General features: G+C 38.0%; 20 protein-coding genes. 9 read left to right on the forward strand and 11 right to left on the reverse strand.

Annotated features, from left to right (window positions below; all coding sequences use genetic code 11):
- Window positions 1-68 precede the first annotated feature (68 nt).
- The 4 genes from BEN71_RS11830 to BEN71_RS11845 form a co-directional block, all read right to left on the reverse strand.
- On the reverse strand, window positions 69-1,100 hold the full coding sequence (locus BEN71_RS11830; RefSeq protein WP_068976130.1) for an alpha/beta hydrolase: 1,032 nt from the start codon (window positions 1,098-1,100) through the stop codon (window positions 69-71).
- Window positions 1,100-2,284, reverse strand: a complete 1,185-nt coding sequence (locus BEN71_RS11835) for a YdcF family protein (RefSeq protein WP_068976131.1) — start codon at window positions 2,282-2,284, stop codon at window positions 1,100-1,102. The genes BEN71_RS11830 and BEN71_RS11835 overlap by 1 nt, the downstream gene beginning before the upstream one ends.
- A 12-nt stretch (window positions 2,285-2,296) precedes the next feature.
- Window positions 2,297-3,325 (reverse strand): UDP-N-acetylmuramate dehydrogenase, encoded by a 1,029-nt coding sequence (gene murB / locus BEN71_RS11840; protein ID WP_068976132.1) that lies wholly within the window; start codon window positions 3,323-3,325, stop codon window positions 2,297-2,299.
- A 79-nt stretch (window positions 3,326-3,404) separates the two neighbouring features.
- Window positions 3,405-3,917: a low molecular weight protein-tyrosine-phosphatase gene (locus BEN71_RS11845; protein WP_068976133.1), complete on the reverse strand. Its 513-nt coding sequence runs from the start codon at window positions 3,915-3,917 to the stop codon at window positions 3,405-3,407.
- A gap of 120 nt (window positions 3,918-4,037) precedes the next feature.
- Here BEN71_RS11845 and BEN71_RS11850 point away from each other — a divergent pair, with 120 nt between their 5' ends.
- The 3 genes from BEN71_RS11850 (at window position 4,038) to BEN71_RS11860 (ending at window position 6,976) form a co-directional block, all read left to right on the forward strand.
- On the forward strand, window positions 4,038-5,192 hold the full coding sequence (locus tag BEN71_RS11850) for an iron-containing alcohol dehydrogenase (protein ID WP_068976134.1): 1,155 nt from the start codon (window positions 4,038-4,040) through the stop codon (window positions 5,190-5,192).
- A 401-nt stretch (window positions 5,193-5,593) separates the two neighbouring features.
- Window positions 5,594-6,403, forward strand: a complete 810-nt coding sequence (locus BEN71_RS11855) for an OmpW/AlkL family protein (protein WP_068976135.1) — start codon at window positions 5,594-5,596, stop codon at window positions 6,401-6,403.
- Between the two features lie 138 nt (window positions 6,404-6,541).
- The gene (locus BEN71_RS11860; protein ID WP_068976136.1) at window positions 6,542-6,976 is read left to right on the forward strand and encodes an acyl-CoA thioesterase; all 435 of its coding nucleotides are present in this window, start codon (window positions 6,542-6,544) and stop codon (window positions 6,974-6,976) included.
- Window positions 6,977-7,050: 74 nt separating this feature from the next.
- Here the strand turns inward: BEN71_RS11860 and dnaX are convergent, their stop codons facing one another.
- The 4 genes from dnaX to BEN71_RS11880 form a co-directional block, all read right to left on the reverse strand.
- Window positions 7,051-9,210 (reverse strand): DNA polymerase III subunit gamma/tau, encoded by a 2,160-nt coding sequence (gene dnaX / locus BEN71_RS11865; protein ID WP_068976137.1) that lies wholly within the window; start codon window positions 9,208-9,210, stop codon window positions 7,051-7,053.
- A 135-nt stretch (window positions 9,211-9,345) separates the two neighbouring features.
- The gene (locus BEN71_RS11870) at window positions 9,346-10,608 is read right to left on the reverse strand and encodes a serine hydrolase domain-containing protein (protein ID WP_068976138.1); all 1,263 of its coding nucleotides are present in this window, start codon (window positions 10,606-10,608) and stop codon (window positions 9,346-9,348) included.
- 92 nt (window positions 10,609-10,700) lie between these two features.
- Window positions 10,701-11,555 (reverse strand): MaoC family dehydratase, encoded by an 855-nt coding sequence (locus tag BEN71_RS11875; protein ID WP_068976139.1) that lies wholly within the window; start codon window positions 11,553-11,555, stop codon window positions 10,701-10,703.
- Between the two features lie 148 nt (window positions 11,556-11,703).
- Window positions 11,704-13,095, reverse strand: coding sequence for a 3-oxoacyl-ACP reductase (locus BEN71_RS11880; RefSeq protein ID WP_068976140.1), 1,392 nt, complete (start codon window positions 13,093-13,095; stop codon window positions 11,704-11,706).
- Window positions 13,096-13,334: 239 nt separating this feature from the next.
- Between BEN71_RS11880 and BEN71_RS11885 the strand changes: the two genes are divergently transcribed.
- From BEN71_RS11885 to BEN71_RS11900, 4 genes are all read left to right on the forward strand, one after another.
- On the forward strand, window positions 13,335-14,870 hold the full coding sequence (locus tag BEN71_RS11885) for an acetyl-CoA C-acetyltransferase (protein ID WP_068976141.1): 1,536 nt from the start codon (window positions 13,335-13,337) through the stop codon (window positions 14,868-14,870).
- A 269-nt stretch (window positions 14,871-15,139) separates the two neighbouring features.
- Window positions 15,140-16,312, forward strand: a complete 1,173-nt coding sequence (gene mdh / locus BEN71_RS11890) for an iron-dependent methanol dehydrogenase (protein WP_068976142.1) — start codon at window positions 15,140-15,142, stop codon at window positions 16,310-16,312.
- Between the two features lie 185 nt (window positions 16,313-16,497).
- Window positions 16,498-17,337: an SDR family oxidoreductase gene (locus BEN71_RS11895; RefSeq protein WP_068976143.1), complete on the forward strand. Its 840-nt coding sequence runs from the start codon at window positions 16,498-16,500 to the stop codon at window positions 17,335-17,337.
- Between the two features lie 38 nt (window positions 17,338-17,375).
- Entirely contained in the window at window positions 17,376-18,338 is a 963-nt protein-coding gene (locus BEN71_RS11900; RefSeq protein ID WP_068976144.1) for an alpha/beta hydrolase, read from the forward strand.
- A gap of 36 nt (window positions 18,339-18,374) precedes the next feature.
- On the opposite strand, the gene BEN71_RS11905 is transcribed toward BEN71_RS11900, so the two are convergent.
- Window positions 18,375-19,556, reverse strand: a complete 1,182-nt coding sequence (locus BEN71_RS11905) for a sigma-54-dependent transcriptional regulator family protein (protein ID WP_068976145.1) — start codon at window positions 19,554-19,556, stop codon at window positions 18,375-18,377.
- A 372-nt stretch (window positions 19,557-19,928) separates the two neighbouring features.
- On the opposite strand from BEN71_RS11905, the gene exaC reads away from it, so the two are divergent.
- Window positions 19,929-21,440, forward strand: coding sequence for an acetaldehyde dehydrogenase ExaC (gene exaC, locus BEN71_RS11910; protein WP_068976146.1), 1,512 nt, complete (start codon window positions 19,929-19,931; stop codon window positions 21,438-21,440).
- Between the two features lie 386 nt (window positions 21,441-21,826).
- Here exaC and BEN71_RS11915 read toward each other — a convergent pair whose 3' ends face one another.
- Window positions 21,827-22,699, reverse strand: a complete 873-nt coding sequence (locus BEN71_RS11915) for a LysR family transcriptional regulator (protein ID WP_152033042.1) — start codon at window positions 22,697-22,699, stop codon at window positions 21,827-21,829.
- A 132-nt stretch (window positions 22,700-22,831) separates the two neighbouring features.
- On the opposite strand from BEN71_RS11915, the gene BEN71_RS11920 reads away from it, so the two are divergent.
- Entirely contained in the window at window positions 22,832-23,749 is a 918-nt protein-coding gene (locus BEN71_RS11920) for an AEC family transporter (protein WP_068976148.1), read from the forward strand.
- Between the two features lie 140 nt (window positions 23,750-23,889).
- Here the strand turns inward: BEN71_RS11920 and BEN71_RS11925 are convergent, their stop codons facing one another.
- Entirely contained in the window at window positions 23,890-24,486 is a 597-nt protein-coding gene (locus tag BEN71_RS11925) for a 2-hydroxychromene-2-carboxylate isomerase (RefSeq protein ID WP_068976149.1), read from the reverse strand.
- Between the last annotated feature and the right edge of the window lie 20 nt (window positions 24,487-24,506).

The following is a 24,506-nucleotide window of genomic DNA, read 5'->3' on the forward strand; positions in this document are numbered from 1 at the left end:
AATGACATTATTCATCTATTTTTTAGTCAATTTATTTAAATCAAAACTATAACATCTATTTAAAATTATTATTCATAGTAGTCCCCACCTGATTGGGCATGTAAAAAAGCAGGGATAAGACCTGTGAGTGCTGCACGAATATCTGCACGCTCATTGATGAGTTGGTGTGAACCTTCTTCTAAGATCAATAAAGTTTGCAATCTGAATTGACGACGAACAAAATCAATATTGTATTTCCAATCAACAGTCTGATCTTGTGCACCTTGGGCCAACCATACAGGAATACGACATTTCGGGTAATCCTCCATTTCCTGCATCCATTTAGACATCGCTAAAATCCAATCCATCCCCATCATTCTCGGTTGTAAAGGATCCTTTAAACGAACAAAACGTAAAAATTCTGGATTATGATTATTTCTTTTGAAATGACGTGGCACTTCTTTTTTTATTCGTCGAATAATGCCTAAACCAATCGAGTTATGCCACCACGCTGTTTTTGCAGGACGCACCAAAGGTGAAAGCAATAATACTCGCTCTACAATTGGGTTTTCACGTTTTTGCGCATATTTAAGTAAATGATGCATCCAAATCGCACCACCAGTACTTTGTCCAATTCCCAACCAAGGCTTTGGCAATTGTGTTGAATTTTTAACATATTGATAAACTGAATGTAAAACCTGCTGATAGTGATCAAAGTCTTTAATATTTGCAGGTGACCCATCACTTAAACCATGCCCAGGCAAATCATAGGTGATGACACTAAAGCCTTGCTCTAATATTTCTTTGATAATCGGTTGATAAATACCACTATGTTCTAAGTAGCCATGAAGTAAAAATACACTGCCTTTTATTTTTTCAGTTTTTGGTTTAAACACTTGTACATGAAGCTTAAACAAAGGCATTTTGATATAGCCTTGCCAGTGCTGACAATCTAGCTGATCAAAACCATACAAACGTTGATAAGACTTAATTTCTTTATTGGCAATATATTCACGATTTAAATTTAATGCTTCTAATAATAATGGTGTGGTATCTCGATTTGGTACAGGTAAATCAAGTTGCTTTAAAATCGTTGGATTTAAAAATGGAATATCTGCCATTAAGGCACCTCTCTACAGCCACTTGATCCGAACAACATATCGCGGATTGTTGCTAATGTTTCGTAATTTGCACGACGGCTATGATCATAATTTTGTTTACTTGGTTGCCATTCACTAAGTTGCGTCGGCATTGGCGCATTAACTGGAATGGTTTCTATACCACTTAGTGCAAATAATCGTCTTGTTCTAGGCATATGATAACGATCTGTGACTAATAGTACTGTTGGCGCTCCACCTTTCTTTTGTAAAAGTAATGAACTAAAACGTGTATTTTCACAAGTGTTCATACTGCGGTTTTCAAGCAGTTTTGCTTCCACTCCACGTTCTGCTAACCATTTTTGCATATAAGGTGCTTCTACACCGCTCAAAACGATGGGGAGTTTATTTTGCTTTTCCAATGCTAAAGTTGTTTCCAATCTTAATCGTGTATATTCATTTACAATAATATCTTTTTGATTTTTATCGAGTGTTAATCCACCACCCAAAACAACAATTGCGTAGGGTTGACTTGATTTTAAACTCTCTCGATTTTGTTTATTCGCATCAGAACCATTTTCAACAACGTCAGTGACTTGTGAGCTCGCCAATTCTGCATCAACCGCAACCGTATCTCCCACCAATAATGCTTCATCGATTTGATGGGTTTTTAAGAATTTCAAATATTCATCCATTAAAGCTTTATTGTCTTCACTATTTAAATCCAATAACGCTTTAACAGTTTCGCTTGACTGATCACTCACAACACCAGAAGCTGCCACCTCTGAGCTTGCTTGCTCAGAACTGACTTGTTCTGAAAGCAAAGGAATAACAGGTTTATCCTGCTCTTGTTCTTCACTTTTTTGTTCTTGGGAAATTTTTTCTTGTAAGGCTTTATATCTCAGTTGTAGCACCATTAAATCTTGTGCATTTTTACTTTTTATTTCCTCATCTAAAAGTTTCAAATACGCTTGACGTGCAATCCATAAGTCAGAACCCGGTTCAAGTGTATTTTCTTCTGACAATGCTGCCTTTTGTTGACTTTGCGCTGCAACCTGATCTACTTCAACAGGAACGACATGATTTAGAATTTTCACCATCATATTGGAGTAAAATGGTGTATACCAAAAAACCACCAGACAGCTCAATAAGACAAATAGTATCGCAACTATTCGTACAAATCTGACCATCCAATGTTGTTTCACCATAAACTTACTCTATTAATGGTTTTGAATTAAACCTTGCTCATTAAAAAGCACAGGTTCAGGTTCTAAATGTACACCAAATTTATCATAAACATCTTTTTGTACCGCTTGAAAAGTTGCTTTCACATCTTTCAATGTTGCATCAGCATAATTTACCAGTACTAAAGCTTGTTTATGAAACATACCCACTTGCTCAAGTCGTTTACCTTTCCAACCTGACTGATCAATCAACCAACCTGCGGCAATTTTAACTTGATTATCTTTTTGAGGATAATGTGGAATATTAGGGAATTTTTCAATTAATTGTGTAAAATCTTGTTGATTAATAATTGGATTTTTAAAGAAACTCCCTGCATTTGGAAATTCTTTTGGGTCTGGTAATTTACTTTGGCGAATCTGAATTACTTGTTTTTGCAAGTTTTCAGGCGTAATTTCATCCCCCATAGCAGCTTTTAAGTCACCATAATTCATTTTTAAATCAGCATGTTTTAATAATTTAAAAATAACATGGGTGATCACATAACGATTTGGATCATCTTTAAAAATGCTATGTCGGTATGAGAATTGACAATCAACCGCCTGAATGTGCTGTGTTTGCTTACTTTGACGATCATAAACTTCAACAGATTCAATAAACTCGCCTGCTTCAACACCATAAGCACCAATATTTTGTACAGGTGACGCGCCAACTAAACCCGGAATCAATGCGAGATTTTGTAAACCATACATTTTCTGTTCCGTCGTCCATAACACAAAATCATGCCAAACTTGACCCGCCCCCACTCTGAGGGTTGCAGTATTTTCATCTTCTGCGAATAACTCAATACCTTGAATATCTATCGCGATCACAAGTGCATGAATCTGTTCAGGAAGCATCATATTACTGCCTCCTGAAAGGAGTAAAACATTTAAATTTTGCTGTTGAGCAAACTGCAAAGCTTCTTCAAGTTCAATAACTGATTGAACTTTAACAAAATGAGAAGCGGTTGCGCTCAAATTTAAGGTATTGAATGGCTTTAGTTGAACCTGAGATTCAATATTCATTATCTAAATTATTTCCTAACGATGTTCTAAAGCAATTTGCTAAAATCACCTTGTAAAATGATAATTAAATTTCAATCAATTATTTATATTGAAATTGCTGTTGCAAAACATTGACCCAAGCTTGGCTACTTGACTCGCATTGATCAATCACGCGTTCAAAACCGTCTGCTTCACCATAATAAGGATCAGGTAAGGCTTGTTGTGGATACAGCTGATCATGTTTACTCATCAATGCAATTGTAGACCTGATTTGACTTGCACTAAACTGTCGAATAGCTTGTTTTAACAAATCTTGGATATCATCGAAGTTTTCATGATCCATCGCTAAAATTAAATCAAAGTCCAAAAAATCCTGTGTTTTTAGCTGTCTAGCTCTTAAAGAAGAAAGATCATAGCCTCTTTTTATTGCATGTTTTTGACTACGACTATCTGGAGCTTTATTCGGGTGATAATTACTTGTTCCCGCCGAATCAACAATAACATTTAATTGTTTTTCATCACAAAAATGTCGTAACACCACTTCAGCTGTTGGAGAACGACAAATATTTCCCAAGCACACACATAAAACTTTGTATGGCGTTTTGGATGACATAACAACCTCAAATGATCATTTATTTTATAAAGTCTTATGTTAAGTTATTTAGCAAGCGAATCCTATAGAACTGTAAAACAATAATGTTTAATTTGTGATGATAGATTAAGGATAATACACATGAGTCATTTTCAATTTCAGACTGTCGCCAATATCATTTCAGGGGTAGGTTCGATTCAAGAACTTAAAAATATTTTAGCCCATAAATATCAGAAAGCCTTAATTGTCACCGATGCAGGAATGATTCAACATTCACTCCATTTACCTATTTTAGAAATATTAGAACAATCTCAAATAGAGTATGAAATTTATTCAGAAGTTCAAGCTGATCCTGCTGAGAGCATTGTGCTATCTGCCGTTGAGTTTGCTAAACAAAGAAATGTAGATGTGGTGATTGGTTTTGGTGGCGGTAGCTCAATGGATGTTGCCAAACTGATTGCAATATTGGCAAATCCAAAACAAACTCAGACCATTCAAGAAATCTATGGTGTGAATAATGCCCAAGGTCCTCGTTTACCTTTGATTTTAATTCCTACTACAGCGGGGACTGGTTCTGAAGTAACACCTATTTCTATCGTTACCACAGGTGAAACCACCAAAACAGGCATTGTTGCACCCATCTTATATGCTGATGTAGCAATTTTAGATGCAACATTCACCACAGGCTTACCTGCACATATCACCGCGGCAACAGGTATAGATGCGATGGTGCATGCAATCGAAGCTTATACTTCAAAGATTAAAAAGAATTTTTATGCAGACATGCTTGCCAAACAAGCACTCAAACTGTTGAATAAAAATTTAAAATTAGTTTTAGAAAATGGTTCAAATTTAGAAGCACGTCAAAATATGCTACTGGGTTCGATGCTTGCTGGTCAGGCTTTTGCCAATGCGCCAGTCGGTGCTGTGCATGCACTTGCCTATCCTTTGGGTGGGCATTTTCATTTATCGCATGGGCATACCAATGCTCTCGTTTTACTTGAAGTATTAAAATTCAATGCGCCTGAAGCAAAAACACATTATGCAGAACTGATGCAATGGCTGAATCCATATAGTAAAGGCAGTACCGAAGGTTTATGTGATCTCTTTATTGATCATATACAAAGCCATTTAGACCATAGTGGTTTAACCTTAAAACTACGTGATTTAAATGTACAAGAACATCAACTTGAAACTTTGGCGAATGATGCAATGTTACAAACACGACTTTTGCAAAATAATCCAAGAGTAATGCAACAAGAAGATGCTCTGAAAATTTATCAAGCGATTTATTAACACCGTTCTTATAGTAAGAAGGTAAAGCTTTTTGATGAATTAAGACTCATCAATAAGCTTTTATCCCCTAAAGTTCAAACGCATCCAGACTTAACCTCCCAATCAAGCAACAACTAACTGCTTCTTTATTAATCTTTTCTCATACTATGAAAATAACATTAAGTTGAAATTACAGCCAAATATTCATCTATTTTTTAACCATTTAAAATAAAGCACATTTTTAGACATTTAATAATAAGTATTATATTTTCAGTAATTTATTACAAATCAATAAATTAATTACATCTTAACTGATTGTTTTTTAATTTATCTTTCATTTAATTTTTAAAATAATTACTCTAGAATCGCTGCCCATCTTAATCGGAAAATTAAGATCACTTACAGCATCGGAAAATCATTCTATGAAAAAACTCAGCATCGCGATCTTACCTTTAGTCGCATTCAGCTTAAATACGGTTACACATGCAGCAACTTCAGATGGCAAAACATTTGGTGTATCAGCTGGTTGGTTACATGTAATGCCACAAAGTAGCGGTCAAGGTGTCTATGGTAAAACTGGTAATTCACCATTATTAGGAGCTATGGCAAATCTACAAGCAGCCAATCCTGATGCTGGTTTTGAAGTACAAGACGCTGATACAGCAGGATTAATGCTTGATTATTTTGTGAATGATAACGTTTCATTAGAATTAACTTTGGGTGTTCCGCCTGAGATGAAGCTTGCAGGCAAAGGTGCTATTAAGCTTGGAAATGAAACGATACTTGATTTAAATCAATTTGATAAAGCGGCAACGACTGATGCCTATACACCTACGATTTCTGCACGTTACCACTTTGGGTCAATTAACAATAAAATCCGCCCTTATGTAGGTGCAGGCTTAATGTATGCACACTTTTCAAATGTAGAAACTGATTCTGCAATTAATGATGCATTAAAAGCTACTAAACTCGCCCCATTCAATCCACAATTGGGTAAAGTTAAAGTTGATGATGCTGTAGCACCAGTTGCAATGTTAGGTATTGATTACAGTATCAATAAAAATTGGTATGCAACAGCGTCAGTTTCTTATGCTCATCTCACAACAAAAGCTAAATTAAATGTCAACGGCACAAACCCATACACTGGTGGTTCGATGACTTTAATTTCAGGTCAAAGCGACATCGAAATTAAACCAATCGTGACTTATTTGGGTCTAGGTTACCGTTTCTAATTGATTTTCATCAATTAAGCTTAAAGCCTATTCGCTTAAATTGAATAGGCTTTTTTATGTCATAAATAAAACTAAAAACTTGAATCTATGTGACAAGTTGGTTAAAACATAAAGATAATATCCAAATGTAAAACTCAAATGAAACCTGAAATAAAAAATCGTACGGATTACCCTTTTCTCTTCCCGATTCAAACCCGCTGGGCAGATAACGATATTTATGGGCATGTGAATAACGTGACTTATTATAGTTATTTCGATACTGCTGCGAATGCTCTACTCATTCAAAAAGCAGGCTTTGATATTCATCACTCACCAATTATTGGTTTAGTGGTCAATTCATCATGTAATTTCTTAGAAGAACTGACTTATCCAGAAATCATTGAAGTCGGCGTTGTAATTGCTAAAATCGGAAATTCTTCATTGACTTACGATCTCGCCATTTTCAAACAAGGAAAAGGTGAAGCATCTGCACAAGGTCAATTTGTCCATGTATTTGTAGAACGTGAAACTAAAAAAAGCACCTCGATTCCACAAGAAATGCGAGATGCTTTAAAAAATTATTTAATCAAATAAATAATACATCAATAAAAATGCCTGACTAAGTACAGGCTTTTTTATGACTTCATATCCATATTAAGCAGACTCAATTACTTCAGTTGTATATTTTCCAACTGTCCATCAAATGCTTCCATTAAACTTTTTACAATAGGCTCTTGATGAAGCATTTCAGATGCACGATCAAATGCACGAACCTTCCGCTCACGTTGCATCATAAACGGCGTAATTGTCTCAACTTCACCATATTGCACATTAAATACGGTACTTGACCATTGTTGTTTTAGTGATGCCTCAAGATCATGTTGAGTCTGGTTGAGTAAGTTCTCATATTGTTTTGAAGTTTGAAACGTAGATTGACCATTAATCGTACCGATCATCAAACCATGTTGTGCCAATTCTTGCACAGCAGGAGAAAGCGAACTATTTCTAAACCAATATTCCCACTTATCCACTGTCCACTCACCTTCAAGAATTTGAGGCTGTAAGCTTAAAATTTCTTGTGGCGTTTGATGATGACTCGATTGAACTGCATGTGTTGTAGTGACTTGAGTCTGAGTGCTTTCAAGTTGTGAATGATCTTGCTGAACTGTTTGAGCATGTTTCTGAACAGCATTTTCAACAGCTACACTTGAATCAACAATTTCACGATCAGACTCAGGTGCTAAAAAGAAAACATCTTGAGTTTGATCCTGCACCACAGGTTGAGGTGATATTTCACCACCAAATAAAGTCAAACTTGGTTCTGCCGCTTCAACTTGCACGACTTGCTGTATCTGCTGTGTTTCGGAATTAACAATAACACTTTGAACGTCCGCAACAATCTGTTCATTTTCAGCTTGTTCTAAATGCTGAATATTTTCATTCTGTACATTCGTAAATTGATCATTTGAGTTCTCAACTTCTTCATCTAAATAATCATCACTACTTGGCTCAGGATCAGCAACAGATTGCTGTGCCAATTGTTCTTCTACTTCTTCTAAATCTGGATCAAAAGATGATGAGTCTTGTGATTGAACCTCTTGAACTGGTACTGCTTGCACCGCTTCACGATTTAACGGTGGACTGTTTAAAGACGAACTATTTTCAATAACAACATTTGATTCAATTTGCTGAGAAACTTGTTGCTGGAAAACTTGCTGTTGCGAAACCACAACTTCATTGACTTGAATTGGTCTAAATGCCAATAAACGCAACACCGTCATTTCAAAGCCTTGCTCTTGTGTAACAGCAAGTTGTAACTCTGCTCGACCTTTACATGCGATTTGGTAATACAATTGTAAGTCCTGAGCGGAAACCAATTGCGACAATTGCATAATTTTCTGATTAATTTCAGCACTATATTTCAGACTTAAATCAGGCAGATATTGCAACATTGCCAATTCATGCAAAGTCGAGATAAATTGATCTAAAACCAATGAAACATCTAAAGCTTGCTGTCTAAATTGCAGTAATAATTGGCTGACACGTTCACGCTGATTTTGATGAATTGCTAAGATCAAATCATAAATAATGGTGCGATCAATCAACCCCAACATTTCTTTAACATCTTGGTGATGAATTTCACCTTGACCATAAGCGATCGCTTGATCCGTCAAAGATAGTGCATCACGCAATGAACCTTGCGCAGATTCAGCAATTTGCCAAATCGCATCTTGTTCAGATTGAATTTCTTCTTTATTAAGAATATTAGTGAGGTGATGAGTAATTTCATCAACAGCAAGTGGACGTAAGGTAAATTGCAAACAACGTGAAATTACTGTGATCGGCAACTTTTGCGGATCTGTCGTTGCAAATAAAAATTTCACATGCTCAGGCGGTTCTTCCAATGTTTTTAACAAAGCATTGAATGAATGCGTTGACAGCATATGTACTTCATCGATCAGATAAACCTTGAAACGACCCTGAGTCGGTGCATAAGGTACGTTATCCAAGAGTTCACGAGTATCTTCAACTTTGGTGCGTGAAGCAGCATCGATCTCGATCAAGTCAATGAAACGCCCTTCATTAACAGCTTTACAGGTTGCGCACACTTCACACGGCGTAGAAGTCACACCAGTTTCGCAGTTTAAACATTTTGCTAAAATACGTGCAATTGTGGTCTTACCTACGCCACGTGTTCCCGTGAACAGATATGCATGATGTAAACGTCCACGATCTAAAGCACTGGTTAACGCACGTGATACGTGGTTTTGTCCAACCAATTCATTAAAATTGCGTGGGCGATATTTACGTGCAAGTACCTGATACATGAAAGCTCCTCATTATGGCTATAAGGATACTGTTTTTTTGATGATTAGTGAATGAAGAACTATAGAGTTATTTCTTATGAGAGATAATTCGATCAATTTCTTCAAACCCTGCCTGTATCCATGCTCTCAATTAAATCAAAACCAGCCTTTACTACCTTTAACCAATCTATCTGCACAACGCAAAGTTTCTTGAGTCAGTCCCCATAGACGATAATCCCCTGTAATCGAACCAATGGCAAAGTTATGCGTATAAGCAAAACTCAGTTCACGTTGCGGGTCGCACCAAGCACCTGAACCATTATAACCAATATGCCCAAAACCTTTTTTCACACGTTTCCCCATCGTAATGACACGATGATAGCCCAGACGCCACTTCATCGGGATTGGCATCACACGGTCACGTTTAATCGATTGGATCTGGCTTAACTCAGCGAAAATTTCGGGACGAATAAATACCTTACCGTCCCATTCACCTTTATTTGCCATCATCGCATAAATTTTCGCTAAACTATTTGAACTAAATACGCCATTGGCAGCAGGAATAATCGCTTGCAAACCTTGATCACTAAAAAAGCTAAAATCACGCATGCCTTTAGGCACCATCGCATCTAAAAAATCTTGCGGATTTTGCCCTGTCATTTCCGCTAATTTATCTGAGAAGGATGCTTTTTTTTGTTTGCTTTTAGGTTTTTTTGATTCCGCTTGGGCTGGTGCTGTACTTTGCTTTTTTGGAATTAATCGCGCAACACGAGACAACTCATGCGCAGGCACACCAAAATAAGCACCATCTAACTGTAAAGGTTCAACCAAATACGTTTGCATTAAATCTGTTAATGTTCGCCCCGTTGCTTTTTCTAATACACCACCCACCAACCAGCCAAAAGTAATGGCTTGATAAGCAATATCTTCACCGATTTTAAAGCGTGGTGTCGCCTGTTCCATGACATTCAGCATGTGCTGCCAATCCGCCATTTCAACAGCACTTTCAATGATATTACGAATATCATATAAACCACTTTGATGACTCAGAATATGGCGTAAAGTCATTTTTTCCTTACCATTTTGCCCAAATTCAGGCCAATAATTTACAACAGGAAGATCATAATCAACCAAGCCCTCACTCACTAAAATATGTGCAAGTGTAGCCAAAATGCCTTTACCCGTGGAATAACAGACAGAAAGGGTTTGATCATTCCATTGTTCTGTTTGAGATTTTTTACCCGTATAAATATCGACAACTTTTTGACCTTGAAAATAAACGGTCAGTGCAGCACCACCATGCTCAATCCGACCATCCTGTAAACGACTAAATTGAGTTGCTAAATCTTGAAAACGCTCATCTACAACGCCTTGATAATTTTTGGTATTTGCAAAAATAATATCCGTTAAACCACTCATCGTCCTGCCCATTCTTATCAATTTTCGTTTACTTTTTTATTCCAAAAAAAAGCCTAAATCATCTCGACTTAGGCTTCCTATACTATGGTAAATTATATTGCTTTGACTATACCTGAAACATGCGGTTTTTGTGATTTTTGATTACGGATCAAGAAATCTGTAGTTTTTCCTGTTTCAGCTGTTAAAAACTCTACGGTTGATGGCAAATACATCGGTAGTTTAAAGAAAACATCGGCTTCATAAGCATCTGCCAAATTCAAACTTGCCAAGACACGTGCTTTACTCCACATTCCGTGAGCAATTGCTTGTTTAAAACCAAACGCTTTAGCCGTTACAGCATGAATATGAATCAAGTTGAAATCACCAGAAGTCATTGCATAACGACGACCTGTATTTTCAGAAACACTCCAAACTGCTTGTACTTGATAATTCGGCTCTTTCGTTTCTTTGGCTTTTTCAGCAACAGAGCCATCCATCTTTTGGCGTGCAAGATAAGTCGTTAAACCTTCCATCACCACTTCATTACCCACTTTTGCTGTGGTAATAAAATCAAACTGCACACCTTTATCATGTGGCTTTAACTCGCCAAATTTACAAGATAAAGTCAGTTGCTCATTGACACCCACTTTACGGGTTTGTTTGATCTGATTACGAATATGCACCAAACCTAAGATTGCAAATGGAAATGCTTCTGTTGTCATCATATGCATTTGCAAACTTTGCGATAAAACCGCTAAATAAATCGCAGGAATATATCCATTATTTTTAAAACCACACACTTCGTTGTAGGCTTTTAAATGTTTTTGATCGACTTTGAACGAATCCACCACATATTCAACTTGCGGTAGAACCTTTTCACCTTTCGGTTTTTTAAAAATCAAACCTTGTATTACTTTTGGATAAGCTAAATAAGGTTTTGGAAGTTGACTAAAATGGCGAGTATTCATACTAAACCTTTGAATTTTTCTAATCTATCTGATGGATTACTTCTCCTTAACAAACATTAAGGAAAAAGTTGGAAAGGCGAAATGTATCGGAACTAAACTCCACCTCTCCCTAACCCTCTCCTTCAAGGAGAGGGAATAAAGCGACTGATTAAGCCCCTAACAAGCTCTGACCGCATACACGTACAACGTTACCATTTAAACCTGTAGATGCTGTAGATGCAAATAATGCAATCGTTTCAGCAACATCAACTGGTAAACCGCCTTGGCTCATAGAATTCATACGACGACCTGCTTCACGGATTGCAAAAGGAATCGCAGCAGTCATTTGAGTTTCGATGAAACCAGGGGCAACAGCATTAATCGTAATACCATCTTTCAACACAGGTGCAGTAAATTTAACTAAACCAATCACACCTGCTTTAGATGCTGCGTAGTTAGTTTGACCTAAGTTCCCCGCAATACCTGAGATCGATGATACACAAACGATACGACCATTTGCATTCAAGCCATCATTTGACAATAAATAGTCATTAATACGTTCAGCAGCAGACAAGTTAATGTTGATCACAAGATCCCATAACTCAGGCTTCATATTTGCCAAAGTTTTGTCACGTGTAATCCCTGCATTATGAACGATAATGTCTAAACCGCCTTGAGCCGCAGCAGCAGTTTTGATTTTCTCACCCGCATCCGCAGCTGTAATATCAATCGCTAATGTAGAACCACCGATTTCACCAGCAACACGATCAAGGTCAGCTTGTTGTGGTGGAACATCTAAACAAATAACATGTGCGCCATCACGAGCCAATACATGTGCAATCGCTTCACCAATACCACGACTTGCACCTGTCACTAAAGCTGTTTTGCCAGCTAAAGGTTTTGCCCAATCAACATCGATAACATTGCCTTTAGATACACGAATCACTTGACCTGATACATAAGCAGAACGTGGAGAAATCGCAAAACGTAAAGTTGATTCTAAGTTTTGACCTGCATCCGCATCCACAAGAATCAAATCAGCAGCGATACCTTTTTTAAATTCTTTACCAACTGATTTTACAAAACCTTCTAGTGCACGTTGTGCAATTGCTTGTTTGATCGTCGGTGCAGTTTCAGGTGTTAAACCAATCACAATCACACGACCAGAAGTTGCAATTTGACGTGCAACTGGATTAAAGAATTTATAAAGTTCATCTAATTGTTCTGAGTTTTGAATACCAGAAGCGTCGAAAACCACTGCTTTGAATTTAGACTCTTTATCACCTTCGTTAAATGCACCCACATTTAAACCAGACTTTGCAGCAGCTTGTTGTAGTTCTGCGTTATTTCCTGCATAGGTATTTGCATGGATATTACTGAGAACCTGTGCAATTTCACCTGAAAATTGGCTATTTGGTGCCGCACCAAATAAAACAGCACCTTTTACAACCGGTGTAGGCGACTCAAAACGTTCGATTTGAATCGGTGATGGTAAACCCAAATTTTTAATGACAAATTTACCAATTGGAGATTTTGCAAATGCTTGGTATTGGTCAGACATGTTTCTTATCTCTCATCTAATTAATTGTATATGGAACCTAAGCGATCTTTTAACTTCAATGCAATCTCAGATACTTATCATACAAATGTTCCATAAGTTTCAGTTTAATAATACTTGAGTTGCAATAATGATGACTTGACCTGAAAGAATATGCAAATGTCATTATAGTCAATTCAGCCCATAGATGATTATGTTAATGTAACACTTAAGAAAATTGCGAACATGCTTGGAAAAGCCTTATGAGCAAAACAACTCAAGAAAATTCAAACGTTGAAAATACTGCGACAGAGACTGTGTCAAATACATCAAAACCTCGTGCCCGTACGAGTAAAAATGTTAACACAAACACTACAGCAGCGACTGCAACAAGTACGACAAAAAAACCGACTCGTACAACTACAACAGCGCCACGTAGTAAAGCAGCAACCACAACGGTTAAAAAAGTCACTTCTTCATCTTCTAAAACTCAAACTTCTGGTCAACAGGACAAAACTATGAGTCAAAATACTGTACGTCGCGTTGCAATCATCGGTGGTAACCGTATTCCTTTTGCACGTTCAAATGGTCCATATTTCAAAGCTTCTAACTCTGACATGCTCACAGCAGCATTAAACGGTCTAGTAGAACGTTTTAATTTACAAGGTCAGCGCTTAGGTGAAGTGGTTGCAGGTGCAGTATTGAAACATAGCCGTGACTTTAACATGACACGTGAATGTGTACTCAGCACTCAACTTGCACCTGAAACCCCTGCTTACGATATTCAACAAGCATGTGGTACTGGCTTACAAGCAGCGTTCCTTGTTGCAAATAAAATTGCACTTGGTCAAATCGAAGTGGGTGTTGCAGGTGGTGTAGATACAACTTCTGATGCACCGATTGCGTTTGGTGATGGTTTACGTAAAGCTTTACTTGAACTTAACATCGCAAAAACAGGTAAAGATCGTTTAAAAGCTTTAGCAAAAATCAATGTTAAAGATTTGATGGATGCACCGAAAAATGGTGAGCCACGTACTGGTTTGTCAATGGGTGATCACCAAGCAATCACGGCTTTAGAATGGGGTATTCCTCGTGAAGCGCAAGATGAGCTTGCAGCAACTTCACACCAAAAAATGGCGAAAGCTTATGAAGAAGGTTTCTTTGAAGATCTAATCACGCCATTCTTAGGTTTAGAAAAAGACAATAACTTACGTCCAGATTCTTCTGTAGAAAAACTTGCAAAACTTAAGCCTGCTTTTGGTAAAGGTGATACTGCGACAATGACAGCGGGTAACTCTACTCCACTGACTGACGGTGCTTCTGTGGTACTTTTAGCATCTGAAGAATGGGCTAAAGCCAATGGTCATGAAGTTCTTGCTTACTTAACTTTCACTGAAACAGCTGCTGTAGACTTCCTTGGTAAGAAAGAAGGTTTATTGATGGCGCCTGCTTATGCTGTTCCACGTATGTTGGATCGCGCAGGCATCAAACTTCAAGATTTTGATTATTATGAAATTCATGAAGCTTTTGCATCACAAGTGCTTTCTACTTTGAAAGCTTGGGAAGATCCTAAATTCTGTAAAGAACGTTTAGGTTTAGATGCACCATTGGGTTCAATCGATCGTAGCAAATTAAACGTAAAAGGTTCTTCTTTAGCTGCGGGTCACCCATTTGCTGCGACAGGTGGTCGTATCCTTGCTACTGCTGCAAAATTGATTAACCAAAAAGGTTCAGGTCGTGTACTCATTTCGATCTGTGCTGCGGGTGGTCAAGGTGTAACAGCGATTGTAGAAAAATAATTTTCCTGCAATCTATGTATGAAAAAAGCATCCTTTTTAAGGGTGCTTTTTTTGTCGTTTAATTCTAGAAAATGATATTACTATGAAATCTATTTTTTAAAGTAAAAATATTATTCATAAATTTCAAAAAGATATAAGATGAAAATCTTCAATATAATTTGGTAGGTGTTTCGTAGGTTTTAAAAAAAACCTTCAACCAAGATACTCAATCTCAAGGTGATCAACACCTGATGGAATGATGAAATAACAATGGTAGAAGGAATCGCACCATGGCTTTTAAAAATATTGCAGATCAAACAAACGGTTTTTATATCCCTTGCGTATCACTTTTTGGACCTGGTTGTGCCAAAGAAGTTGGTGTAAAAGCGCAAAATTTAGGGGCGAAAAAAGCACTTATCGTCACTGATGCTGGCTTATTCAAATTCGGCGTTGCAGACATTATTGTCGACTATCTAAAAGAAGCAGGTGTAGACAGCCACGTTTTCCCAGGCGCAGAACCCAACCCAACGGACATTAACGTACACAACGGTGTAAATGCTTATAATGAAAATGGTTGCGACTTTATCGTATCTTTAGGTGGTGGTTCATCTCATGACTGTGCTAAAGGTATTGGCTTAGTCACAGCGGGTGGCGGTCATATCCGTGATTATGAAGGGATTGATCAAAGTAAAGTGCCAATGACACCGCTTGTTGCGATCAATACAACAGCGGGTACTGCATCAGAAATGACGCGCTTCTGTATCATCACTAACACTGATACTCATGTAAAAATGGCGATTGTTGACTGGCGCTGTACACCACTTGTTGCTATTGACGATCCTAAGTTAATGATTGCAAAACCTGCTGCATTAACTGCTGCAACAGGTATGGACGCATTAACTCACGCTGTTGAAGCTTATGTATCTACTGCTGCAAACCCAATCACAGATGCATGTGCTGAAAAAGCAATTAGCATGATCAGTGAATGGTTAAGCCCTGCTGTTGCGAATGGTGAAAACCTAGAAGCACGTGATGCAATGGCATATGCACAATACCTCGCAGGTATGGCATTTAACAACGCTTCATTGGGTTATGTCCATGCAATGGCGCACCAATTAGGTGGTTTCTACAACCTACCACACGGCGTATGTAATGCAATTTTATTACCGCACGTATGTGAATTTAACCTCATTGCATGTCCAGATCGCTATGCGAAAATTGCACAGCTAATGGGTGTAAACACAGATGGTTTAACTGTGACCGAGGCTGCATTTGCTGCTATCGAAGCGATCCGTGAACTTTCTGCATCAATCGGTATCCCTAGTGGTTTAGCTGAGCTTGGCGTGAAAGCTGAAGATCATGCTGTAATGACTTCAAATGCTCAAAAAGATGCTTGCATGTTGACCAACCCGCGTAAAGCAACGGATGCTCAAGTGATCGGTATCTTTGAAGCCGCGATGTAATCGTTACTCCCATTCAGTTTAAATTTTACTACTGTTTCACTTCTCTACTTTTGGGAATATCGCTTCGGTGATATTCCCTTTTTTTATTTCAATTCTCAAAATGACAACATATATTGTCAAAAATACAAACTATGCTTATGATGCTTAAAACACCGTTAAAATAATTCAATACAGAGAATCTAAAAATGGCAAATGAGAAAATAATCGTCATTACAGGTGCGAATACCGGCATCGGGCTAGCAACTGCAGAAACTTTTGTCAAAGATGGGCATCATGTGATCATTGCATGTCGCAACCCTGCAAAAGCGAAGATTGCGCAACAGCAGTTACAATCCTTAAATAAAGGACAAGTTGATGTGATTGCTTTGGATTTAAATAGTCTCGAGCAAGTTAATCAAGCCGCCAATGAAATCATTGCCAAATACGAAAAAATTGATGTTTTAGTGAATAATGCAGGCATGATGACACCCGAGCTAGAAGCCACAGTCGATGGTTATGAAAAGCAATTTGGCGTGAACTATCTCGGCCCTTTCCTCTGGACCATGAAACTGCTTCCTTTAGTTAAAAAAGCTGAACATGGTCGCGTGATTAATCTAGCATCAATGATGCACGTTTTAGGTTCAATCAAACCAGAGCACTTTAAAGCCGATCACATCAAAAAATATAATGGCGTAATCAGTTATGGCAACAGCAAACTTGCCAACCTTTTATTCAGTAATGCTTTAGCCAAACAGCTTGAGGGGACAAATGTCACCAGTAATGCGCTACATCCCGGTGGTGTAGATTCAGAAATCTATCGTGAACTACCGAAATGGCAATATGCTATTATCAAACTTGGATTGATTCCACCAACAAAACCTGCTGAACTGATTAAGAAAATCGCTTTTGATCCGAAATGGGCAAAACGCAATGGTGATTATGTGAGTCTGCAAACGCCTGCTTTTAAATCCGCAAAGGCAAAGAACAAACAACTTGCACAACAACTTTATGATCAGTCTTTACAAATGGTCAGCACGTACCTTTAATTTTTATAAATTAACTTTCATATTCACAGGGAAATCAAATGACTACAGCACAATTGAAGTATCAACCTGATATACTTGGCTCAGGTTATGAACAATTAACCATCAACCTCCCTGATGACTATGAGGGTAAAGTCACAGCAACCTTGGTACGTAAAAAGGCATCGCAAACAACAAACAAAGCCGTGTTATATATCCATGGATTTATTGATTATTTCTTTCAAACAGAAATGGCAGAACAATTTAACCAACATGGTTATGACTTTTATGCACTCGATCTGAGAAAATACGGTCGCTCATATTTACCACATCAAAAATATTATTACGTGCTGAACTTGAATGAATATGATGCTGAAATCACTCAAGCTTTAGAGATCATTGGACAAGAAGGTCATAACAGTGTGCTTTTATCTGGACACTCTACAGGTGGTTTAATTACAACACTCTATGCTGCACACTATCCAAATCATCCATTGATCAAAGCACTGTGGTGTAACAGTCCATTTTATGATTTTAATATGCCTGCATGGAAGAAAAAACTTGCTTTGCCACGTCTAGCCGCACTAGGTAGACATTTACCAAAACTAAAATTCCCAAGTGAGTTGAATAAATGGTATGTACCAAGCCTGCATCAAAAATTTCATGGTGAATGGAATTTTGATTTAAATTGGAAAAAGGATTCCTATCCTTTCGCCTACCTCAGTTTCGTTCATGCTATTTTTGAAGCACAGAAAGAAATCCATGCAGGCGCACAAGTGAATGTTCCCACCTTAATTATGCATTCACATAAAACCAGTTATCCTAAAAAATTCAATCGGGATGCTCAAACAACTGACGTTATTTTAGAAGTTAAAGACATTGTAAAATATGGAAATAAATTACAAGGTGATGTCAATGTCATGACAATTCAAAATGGATTGCATGATTTAGTATTATCTGCGCCAGATGTGCGCACAAAAGTTTATGCTTCTCTTTTCCAATGGCTAGAACAAAAAGAAATCTAAACCATTTAGTTGAAACAACCCTTCGGCTGCTGCGCATCACTGTTCATCTTTATATTTAAGCAGAACTTGATGTGCAGGATGCCCTTCAGGTGTTAACTCAATCAATCGCTCAACTGCATCAATTGCTTCTGGAAAGTGTGCAAGGTGTTTCAACAATACATCCGTTTCATTGGCTTTAAAGATCGCTTCACTTAAACGTGACTCTAAACAATCGCGCCAAGCACATAAGAATGGACTTTCTGTTTTTGCTAAAAATACGCCTTTACACAGTTTTAAAGCAGATTCGGTATAACCTGAATCCAGCGCATTCTCTGCTTGCAGAAAATCAGCCTCAACATGTGCCAATAAACGATAAGGGCGAGAGCCTAACATTCCCCCTAAAATATCGCGTAATTGCGACATTTCAGCTTTTAGAGTCCCCACACTCACCTTTCGCTCACCATAAAGTGATTGATGTAAATTTTCTAAATTCATGCCCTGAGGACATAAAGCGAGAATGGTCAGAATTTCAATTTGGCGTGGTGTGAGTACGACAATTTTGCCATTAAATAAAACTTGCGGAACTGCAAAAGCACGGATAAATAAATGTTGTTGCTGATATTCCAATAATGCTGACTGGATAATCGAAGCGCAGCGCTCTGCGGCTAACAGCCCTAGACTATTGTGATTATTCCATGTGGTTGAAAGATCAATCACACCCAATACTTGTTTTGAATAAGGATCAATAATGGGAGAGGCATAACAAACCCAATCATGCACAGACGACATGAAATGTTCGCTGGAAAATACACAGCTTGATTGTTGGGTTTTCAATGACAAAGCCAGTGCATTGGTTCCTACCAAATCTTCACGCCACTGCCCGCCAGCCACGAAATGAACACGTTCTGCAGCACTGCGCATTTGCCCACTGGCTGCCGACCAAATAATAGTACTACCGATATCACCGACAGCAGCAACCATGGAAGACTGCTCTGCAATATGTCTAAGTTCATCACCACAATGTTCTATGGCTTTTTCAAGTACTGATTTACGCTCTGCTTTGACATTCATCAGCGGTGCAGCATCACGATCTTTAGGAATCGCAGCAGATTTTGAACGTTGCCATGAACTTGCGATGCTTTGACCGAGCTGATCTGCATGTTTTAAAGACAAACTGCTACTTTGGCGTAATTGCTCAATTAGATTTCGCTTATGGGTTAACTCTTTCTGGCTCAACATACGCTACATTCCTATGTAAATTGGCTAAATTTCCCAAATCCTTTCTTCTTTATTTTTTTATTCCAGTAACTATGTTTATAAATTACTTTATCACACTAACACAACTCCCTTAGCCCTCGTCAACACAACTACTACCAAAGCGTTAGAATATGGCTAAAATTTATTTTTCCACTGGCTTTTTCGACCAACAAGAAAACATTGTCAAAGATTAAAGCATAGCCCAAATCCTCTTAAATTTTCGTCCAACCTTTCTCCTACCTTTGCCTCTCTATGCTCAATTCATCATGTAAAGAATGACTTTCGTCATACATGCAATTTTAAACATCATGCCTATTTCATTCAGTGCATGAAAATAAGTAAAGGGATATTCTTATGCGTTATGTAGATCCAAACCAACCTGGTTCAAAAGTACAATTCAAAGCTCAATATGAAAACTTTATTGATGGAAAATGGGTTCCACCTTTAAAAGGTGAATATTTTGATAATATTTCTCCAGTAGATGGTAAAGCATTTACCAAAGTTCCTCGTTCTTCTGCAGAAGACATTGAACTTGCTCTTGATGCTGCGCATAAAGCAAAAGCGAGCTGGAACAGTTCTTCTCCGACCACTCGTTCAAATATTTTATTAAAAATTGCAGATCGCCTAGAAGAAAATCTTGAACTTCTTGCAGTTGCTGAAACTTGGGACAATGGTAAACCTGTCCGCGAAACGCTTGCAGCAGATATTCCGCTTGCGATTGATCACTTCCGTTATTTTGCTGGCTGTATCCGTGCGCAAGAAGGCGGTATTTCTGAGATTGATGAAGATACGATCGCTTACCATTTCCATGAGCCTTTGGGTGTAGTGGGTCAAATCATTCCTTGGAACTTCCCAATTTTGATGGCGACATGGAAACTTGCACCAGCTTTGGCTGCAGGTAACTGTATTGTCTTGAAACCTGCTGAGCAAACACCTGCAAGTATTTTAGTTCTCGTTGAATTGATTCAAGATTTACTCCCAGCTGGCGTACTGAACGTAGTCAATGGTTTTGGTATCGAAGTTGGTCGTCCACTTGCTACAAATCCACGTATTGCGAAGATTGCATTTACTGGTTCAACTGCGGTTGGTCAGCAAATCATGCAATATGCGACTGAAAACATCATTCCTGTAACATTGGAACTTGGCGGTAAATCTCCAAACATCTTCTTTGAAGATATCATGGACAAAGATGATGAATTCCTAGACAAAGCGCTTGAAGGTTTTGCAATGTTTGCATTAAACCAAGGTGAAATTTGTACTTGCCCATCACGCGCCTTGGTTCAGGAAAGCATTGCTGACAAATTCTTGGAAATGGCAGTTGAGCGTGTAAAACGTATTAAAACGGGTCATCCACTGGATACAGATACCATGATCGGTGCGCAAGCATCTCAAGAGCAACAAGACAAAATCTTGGGTTGTATCGCTACAGGTCGTGCGGAAGGTGCGCAAGTGCTTACAGGTGGTGGCGATCGTCACGAAGTGGGCGAAGGTTTCTATATCGAACCGACCATTTTCAAAGGCAATAACAGCATGAAAATTTTCCAAGAAGAAATTTTCGGACCTGTACTTTCTGTTGCAACATTCAAAGACTATGATGAAGCAATCAAAATCGCCAATGATACAATTTATGGTCTAGGTGCAGGCGTTTGGTCTCGTTCAGCACATACGTCTTATCGCGCAGGTCGTGCGATTCAGGCGGGTCGAGTTTGGACTAACTGTTACCACATCTACCCTGCGCATGCTGCATTCGGTGGTTATAAGAAGTCTGGTATCGGTCGTGAAAACCACAAAATGATGCTTGATCATTATCAACAAACTAAAAACTTACTTGTAAGCTACTCAACCAAAGCAATGGGCTTCTTCTAAATTTTAGAACTAAATTAAATATGAAATAAAGCGAACTTCGGTTCGCTTTATTTTTTATGTCGCGAATTAAAAACAGATGTTACACACTTTAAAAACTATGCGCCTTTCAAACTGTTTTAGAGCATACTCGGCGGAGTCTTATGTCGAAAGTTTTAATTTCAGGGTTAGCCTGCGGCTCGCCCTACTTTTTTTTCGGAAAAAGTAGGCAAAACCATTGTCATTCGCAAAACTCGTCAATTACCATCTTTTGATTGATATATCGCGGAAACATTAACTTACAGATGTAGTCCTGCCTCAAACAGTTGCGAATGACGTTACCGCGTATCCAATTTTATTGAGAAACAAAAAGTGTTTTAACTTACTGCATAACATTTTTAAAATAAAACTTAAACCTTCTGCGCAATCTCTATAAACGCCTTTGCAATTGGACTGATCTGCTTTTTATTCTTTACTGCCAAACCGATTGAACGCTTAATATTGGGTGATAAAGGCAATTTCTGCACATTGGGAAATAACGTCATCAATTCCTGATTCAATGCCATATCCGCCACAATCGAAATCCCTGCATGATTATTCACCATATTAATAATGGTTAAAATCTGCGAAAAATGACACTTAATTTTAGGGCTTAGATTAGCTTTTCTAAACATTTCAGTAACATGACTTTGACTGCCTGCTGAAGTCATTAAAAATGGATGCTCGACTAATTCCTGCAAACTCACGGCACTTTGCTTTGAAAGTTCATAAGATTTTGGAATCAAAGCCACAAAAATATCATTCATCACAGAGAATGTATCAAAGCGCTCATCAGGCAACACCACAAACCCCACATCAATACGGCGCTCCTGAATCCATTGTGCAATATCTTTGTCTGTACCCTCTTTGATAAATACTTCAATATTGGGATATTCAATGCTAAATTTTTCTAAAATCAGTGGAATCAGCACATTGGATGAAGATGCACCAAAAGAACCAATACGCAATGTACCCGAATGAAAACCATGAATATCCGAAATTTCTTGTTTTAATTGATTGGAAATATTAAGAATTTCCTGCACATGTAACAACAGACGAGCGCCTGCTTCAGTGAGTTCTACTTCGTTATGATCACGATGGAATAAGGTCACTGCCCAATCTTGTTCCAAACTTTTAATTGCATGAGAAATCGCAGATTTCGAAATTTGCAAATGATGTGCCACGACTGTAAAACTTTTCTGCTCTGCCAAAAGCGCAAAAATACTTAATTGGGTAAAAGTCATGCACACATTGCTCATGAGTAAAAACTCATTTTACCATGAAGTATTATTAGGAATATCCTATACTCAAATTCAGCTATCAATTGTCACAAATGAATTGTTTCAGCCCAATTCAGTAAGGATCAGGCAGCGCACATGTTACAAATGATCAATATTCTATTTTCACCGATTGCACTGATTGCCTTGGGATTCTATCTATTCCAATCGCGTACTTTGGATGAAAAATTTTGGAATGGTGCTGAAAAGCTGAATTATTATGTACTGTTTCCCTCATTGCTGTTTAGTTCATTGGCGAGTGCCAATATGCACATGGGACACCTCGACAGCATTTTGATGGTGATTTTTGCCATGATGGCGATCATCATTGTCAGTACCTATATTTTTGCTAAACTGAATAAAAGCCCAGATGCACATTTCGGGGTATATATCCAGAGTCTGATTCGGTTTAATACTTATATTGGGCTTTCGATTGCAACCACACTACCCAACCCTGAAATTAGAAGTATTTTGGTCAATATTTTGGCAATCGCCATTCCTTTTGTAAATGTAGTGTCCATTCTTTCACTGACACCGAAAAATCAATTAAATATCAAAAATATTGCGATTTCATTGATCAAAAACCCTTTGATTAATTCCTGTATTCTTGGCATTGCTTTTAACCTATTACAGATTCCGATTTGGACGGGTTTTCAAAGTTTATTACAGGCATTTTCAAGTAGCAGTCTAATGTTAGGCTTACTGTGTGTTGGTACGGCAATTCAATTTAAAGGCGTGCAAGCCTATTTCAAAACCGCATTCATCATTAGCTTGGCAAGATTGTGTATCATTCCAATCGTGACATTTATCGTATTGCAATTTTTTTATCTGAATTACGCAGCTGTCATCGCGATCATGATTTTCTTTTCTATCCCGACTGCTTCAGCCTCGTATATTTTAACCAAGTTACTGAATGGTGATTATCAACTCATGGCTGCTGTGATCAGCTTACAGACGATTTTGTCAGTATTTACATTGGCGATCATGTTGGCTTTGCTTCAAAGTTATTATTTTTAAAACTGATTCAGTAGCTTACATATTCATCTACATGATAAATTGATATTGTTATTTAGAATTTTAGATTCAAAACATATCCAAAAGAATATCGGAAGTTCCTTCTCCCTTTGGGAGAAGGCTAGGATGAGGTTTTTTAAATACTATTCAACCGCTTGCAATGCATGTTCCACAAAATGTAAGTGATCAACACCCCAATACATTTCATCCCCCACAAACCACGTTGGCGCACCAAAAACACCTCGTTCAATGGCTTCCTCAGTCACTTGTTTAAGCTGATTTTTAACTTGATCATCGGCAAGCCATGTTTGTACCTGATTAATATCAAGTTCCAGTGATTGCGCCAATGTAACCAGTTCATTCATATCATTTAAGTTTTTCGGCTGTCCAAACATTGCATCAAATAAACCTTGCAACACTTTTTGAAAATTTTCAGGCTGATACAGTTGCACGGCTGTAATCAAACGCATCAGGTTCAAGGTATTAATCGGGAAATACGGATTCATTTGCACAGGAATATTCCAAAGTTTTGACCATCTGCCCAAATCAATCATCGAATAACGTGCTTTGGCAGGAACCGCCATCGGACTACTATTCCCTGTTGCCTTAAAAACACCGCCCAATAACATCGGTTTCCAAATAATTTCTGCTTGATGTTGCGTCGCAATCTGCTGAATACGGTAAAAACCCACATAACTATATGGACTACCAAAATCAAAATAGAATTCCACTTGTTTCATTTTGCTTTCCTTATCATTTA

The sequence above is a fragment of the Acinetobacter wuhouensis genome (assembly GCF_001696605.3).
GTDB lineage: Bacteria > Pseudomonadota > Gammaproteobacteria > Pseudomonadales > Moraxellaceae > Acinetobacter > Acinetobacter wuhouensis.

Bases quoted from the DNA above. Each gene is read 5' to 3' on its own strand.
- BEN71_RS11830 (WP_068976130.1), bottom strand. From the start codon at position 1,100: ATGGCAGATATTCCATTTTTAAATCCAACGATTTTAAAGCAACTTGAT.
- BEN71_RS11835 (WP_068976131.1), bottom strand. From the start codon at position 2,284: ATGGTGAAACAACATTGGATGGTCAGATTTGTACGAATAGTTGCGATA.
- murB (WP_068976132.1), bottom strand. From the start codon at position 3,325: ATGAATATTGAATCTCAGGTTCAACTAAAGCCATTCAATACCTTAAAT.
- BEN71_RS11845 (WP_068976133.1), bottom strand. From the start codon at position 3,917: ATGTCATCCAAAACGCCATACAAAGTTTTATGTGTGTGCTTGGGAAAT.
- BEN71_RS11850 (WP_068976134.1), top strand. From the start codon at position 4,038: ATGAGTCATTTTCAATTTCAGACTGTCGCCAATATCATTTCAGGGGTA.
- BEN71_RS11855 (WP_068976135.1), top strand. From the start codon at position 5,594: ATGAAAAAACTCAGCATCGCGATCTTACCTTTAGTCGCATTCAGCTTA.
- BEN71_RS11860 (WP_068976136.1), top strand. From the start codon at position 6,542: ATGAAACCTGAAATAAAAAATCGTACGGATTACCCTTTTCTCTTCCCG.
- dnaX (WP_068976137.1), bottom strand. From the start codon at position 9,210: ATGTATCAGGTACTTGCACGTAAATATCGCCCACGCAATTTTAATGAA.
- BEN71_RS11870 (WP_068976138.1), bottom strand. From the start codon at position 10,608: ATGAGTGGTTTAACGGATATTATTTTTGCAAATACCAAAAATTATCAA.
- BEN71_RS11875 (WP_068976139.1), bottom strand. From the start codon at position 11,555: ATGAATACTCGCCATTTTAGTCAACTTCCAAAACCTTATTTAGCTTAT.
- BEN71_RS11880 (WP_068976140.1), bottom strand. From the start codon at position 13,095: ATGTCTGACCAATACCAAGCATTTGCAAAATCTCCAATTGGTAAATTT.
- BEN71_RS11885 (WP_068976141.1), top strand. From the start codon at position 13,335: ATGAGCAAAACAACTCAAGAAAATTCAAACGTTGAAAATACTGCGACA.
- mdh (WP_068976142.1), top strand. From the start codon at position 15,140: ATGGCTTTTAAAAATATTGCAGATCAAACAAACGGTTTTTATATCCCT.
- BEN71_RS11895 (WP_068976143.1), top strand. From the start codon at position 16,498: ATGGCAAATGAGAAAATAATCGTCATTACAGGTGCGAATACCGGCATC.
- BEN71_RS11900 (WP_068976144.1), top strand. From the start codon at position 17,376: ATGACTACAGCACAATTGAAGTATCAACCTGATATACTTGGCTCAGGT.
- BEN71_RS11905 (WP_068976145.1), bottom strand. From the start codon at position 19,556: ATGTTGAGCCAGAAAGAGTTAACCCATAAGCGAAATCTAATTGAGCAA.
- exaC (WP_068976146.1), top strand. From the start codon at position 19,929: ATGCGTTATGTAGATCCAAACCAACCTGGTTCAAAAGTACAATTCAAA.
- BEN71_RS11915 (WP_152033042.1), bottom strand. From the start codon at position 22,699: ATGACTTTTACCCAATTAAGTATTTTTGCGCTTTTGGCAGAGCAGAAA.
- BEN71_RS11920 (WP_068976148.1), top strand. From the start codon at position 22,832: ATGTTACAAATGATCAATATTCTATTTTCACCGATTGCACTGATTGCC.
- BEN71_RS11925 (WP_068976149.1), bottom strand. From the start codon at position 24,486: ATGAAACAAGTGGAATTCTATTTTGATTTTGGTAGTCCATATAGTTAT.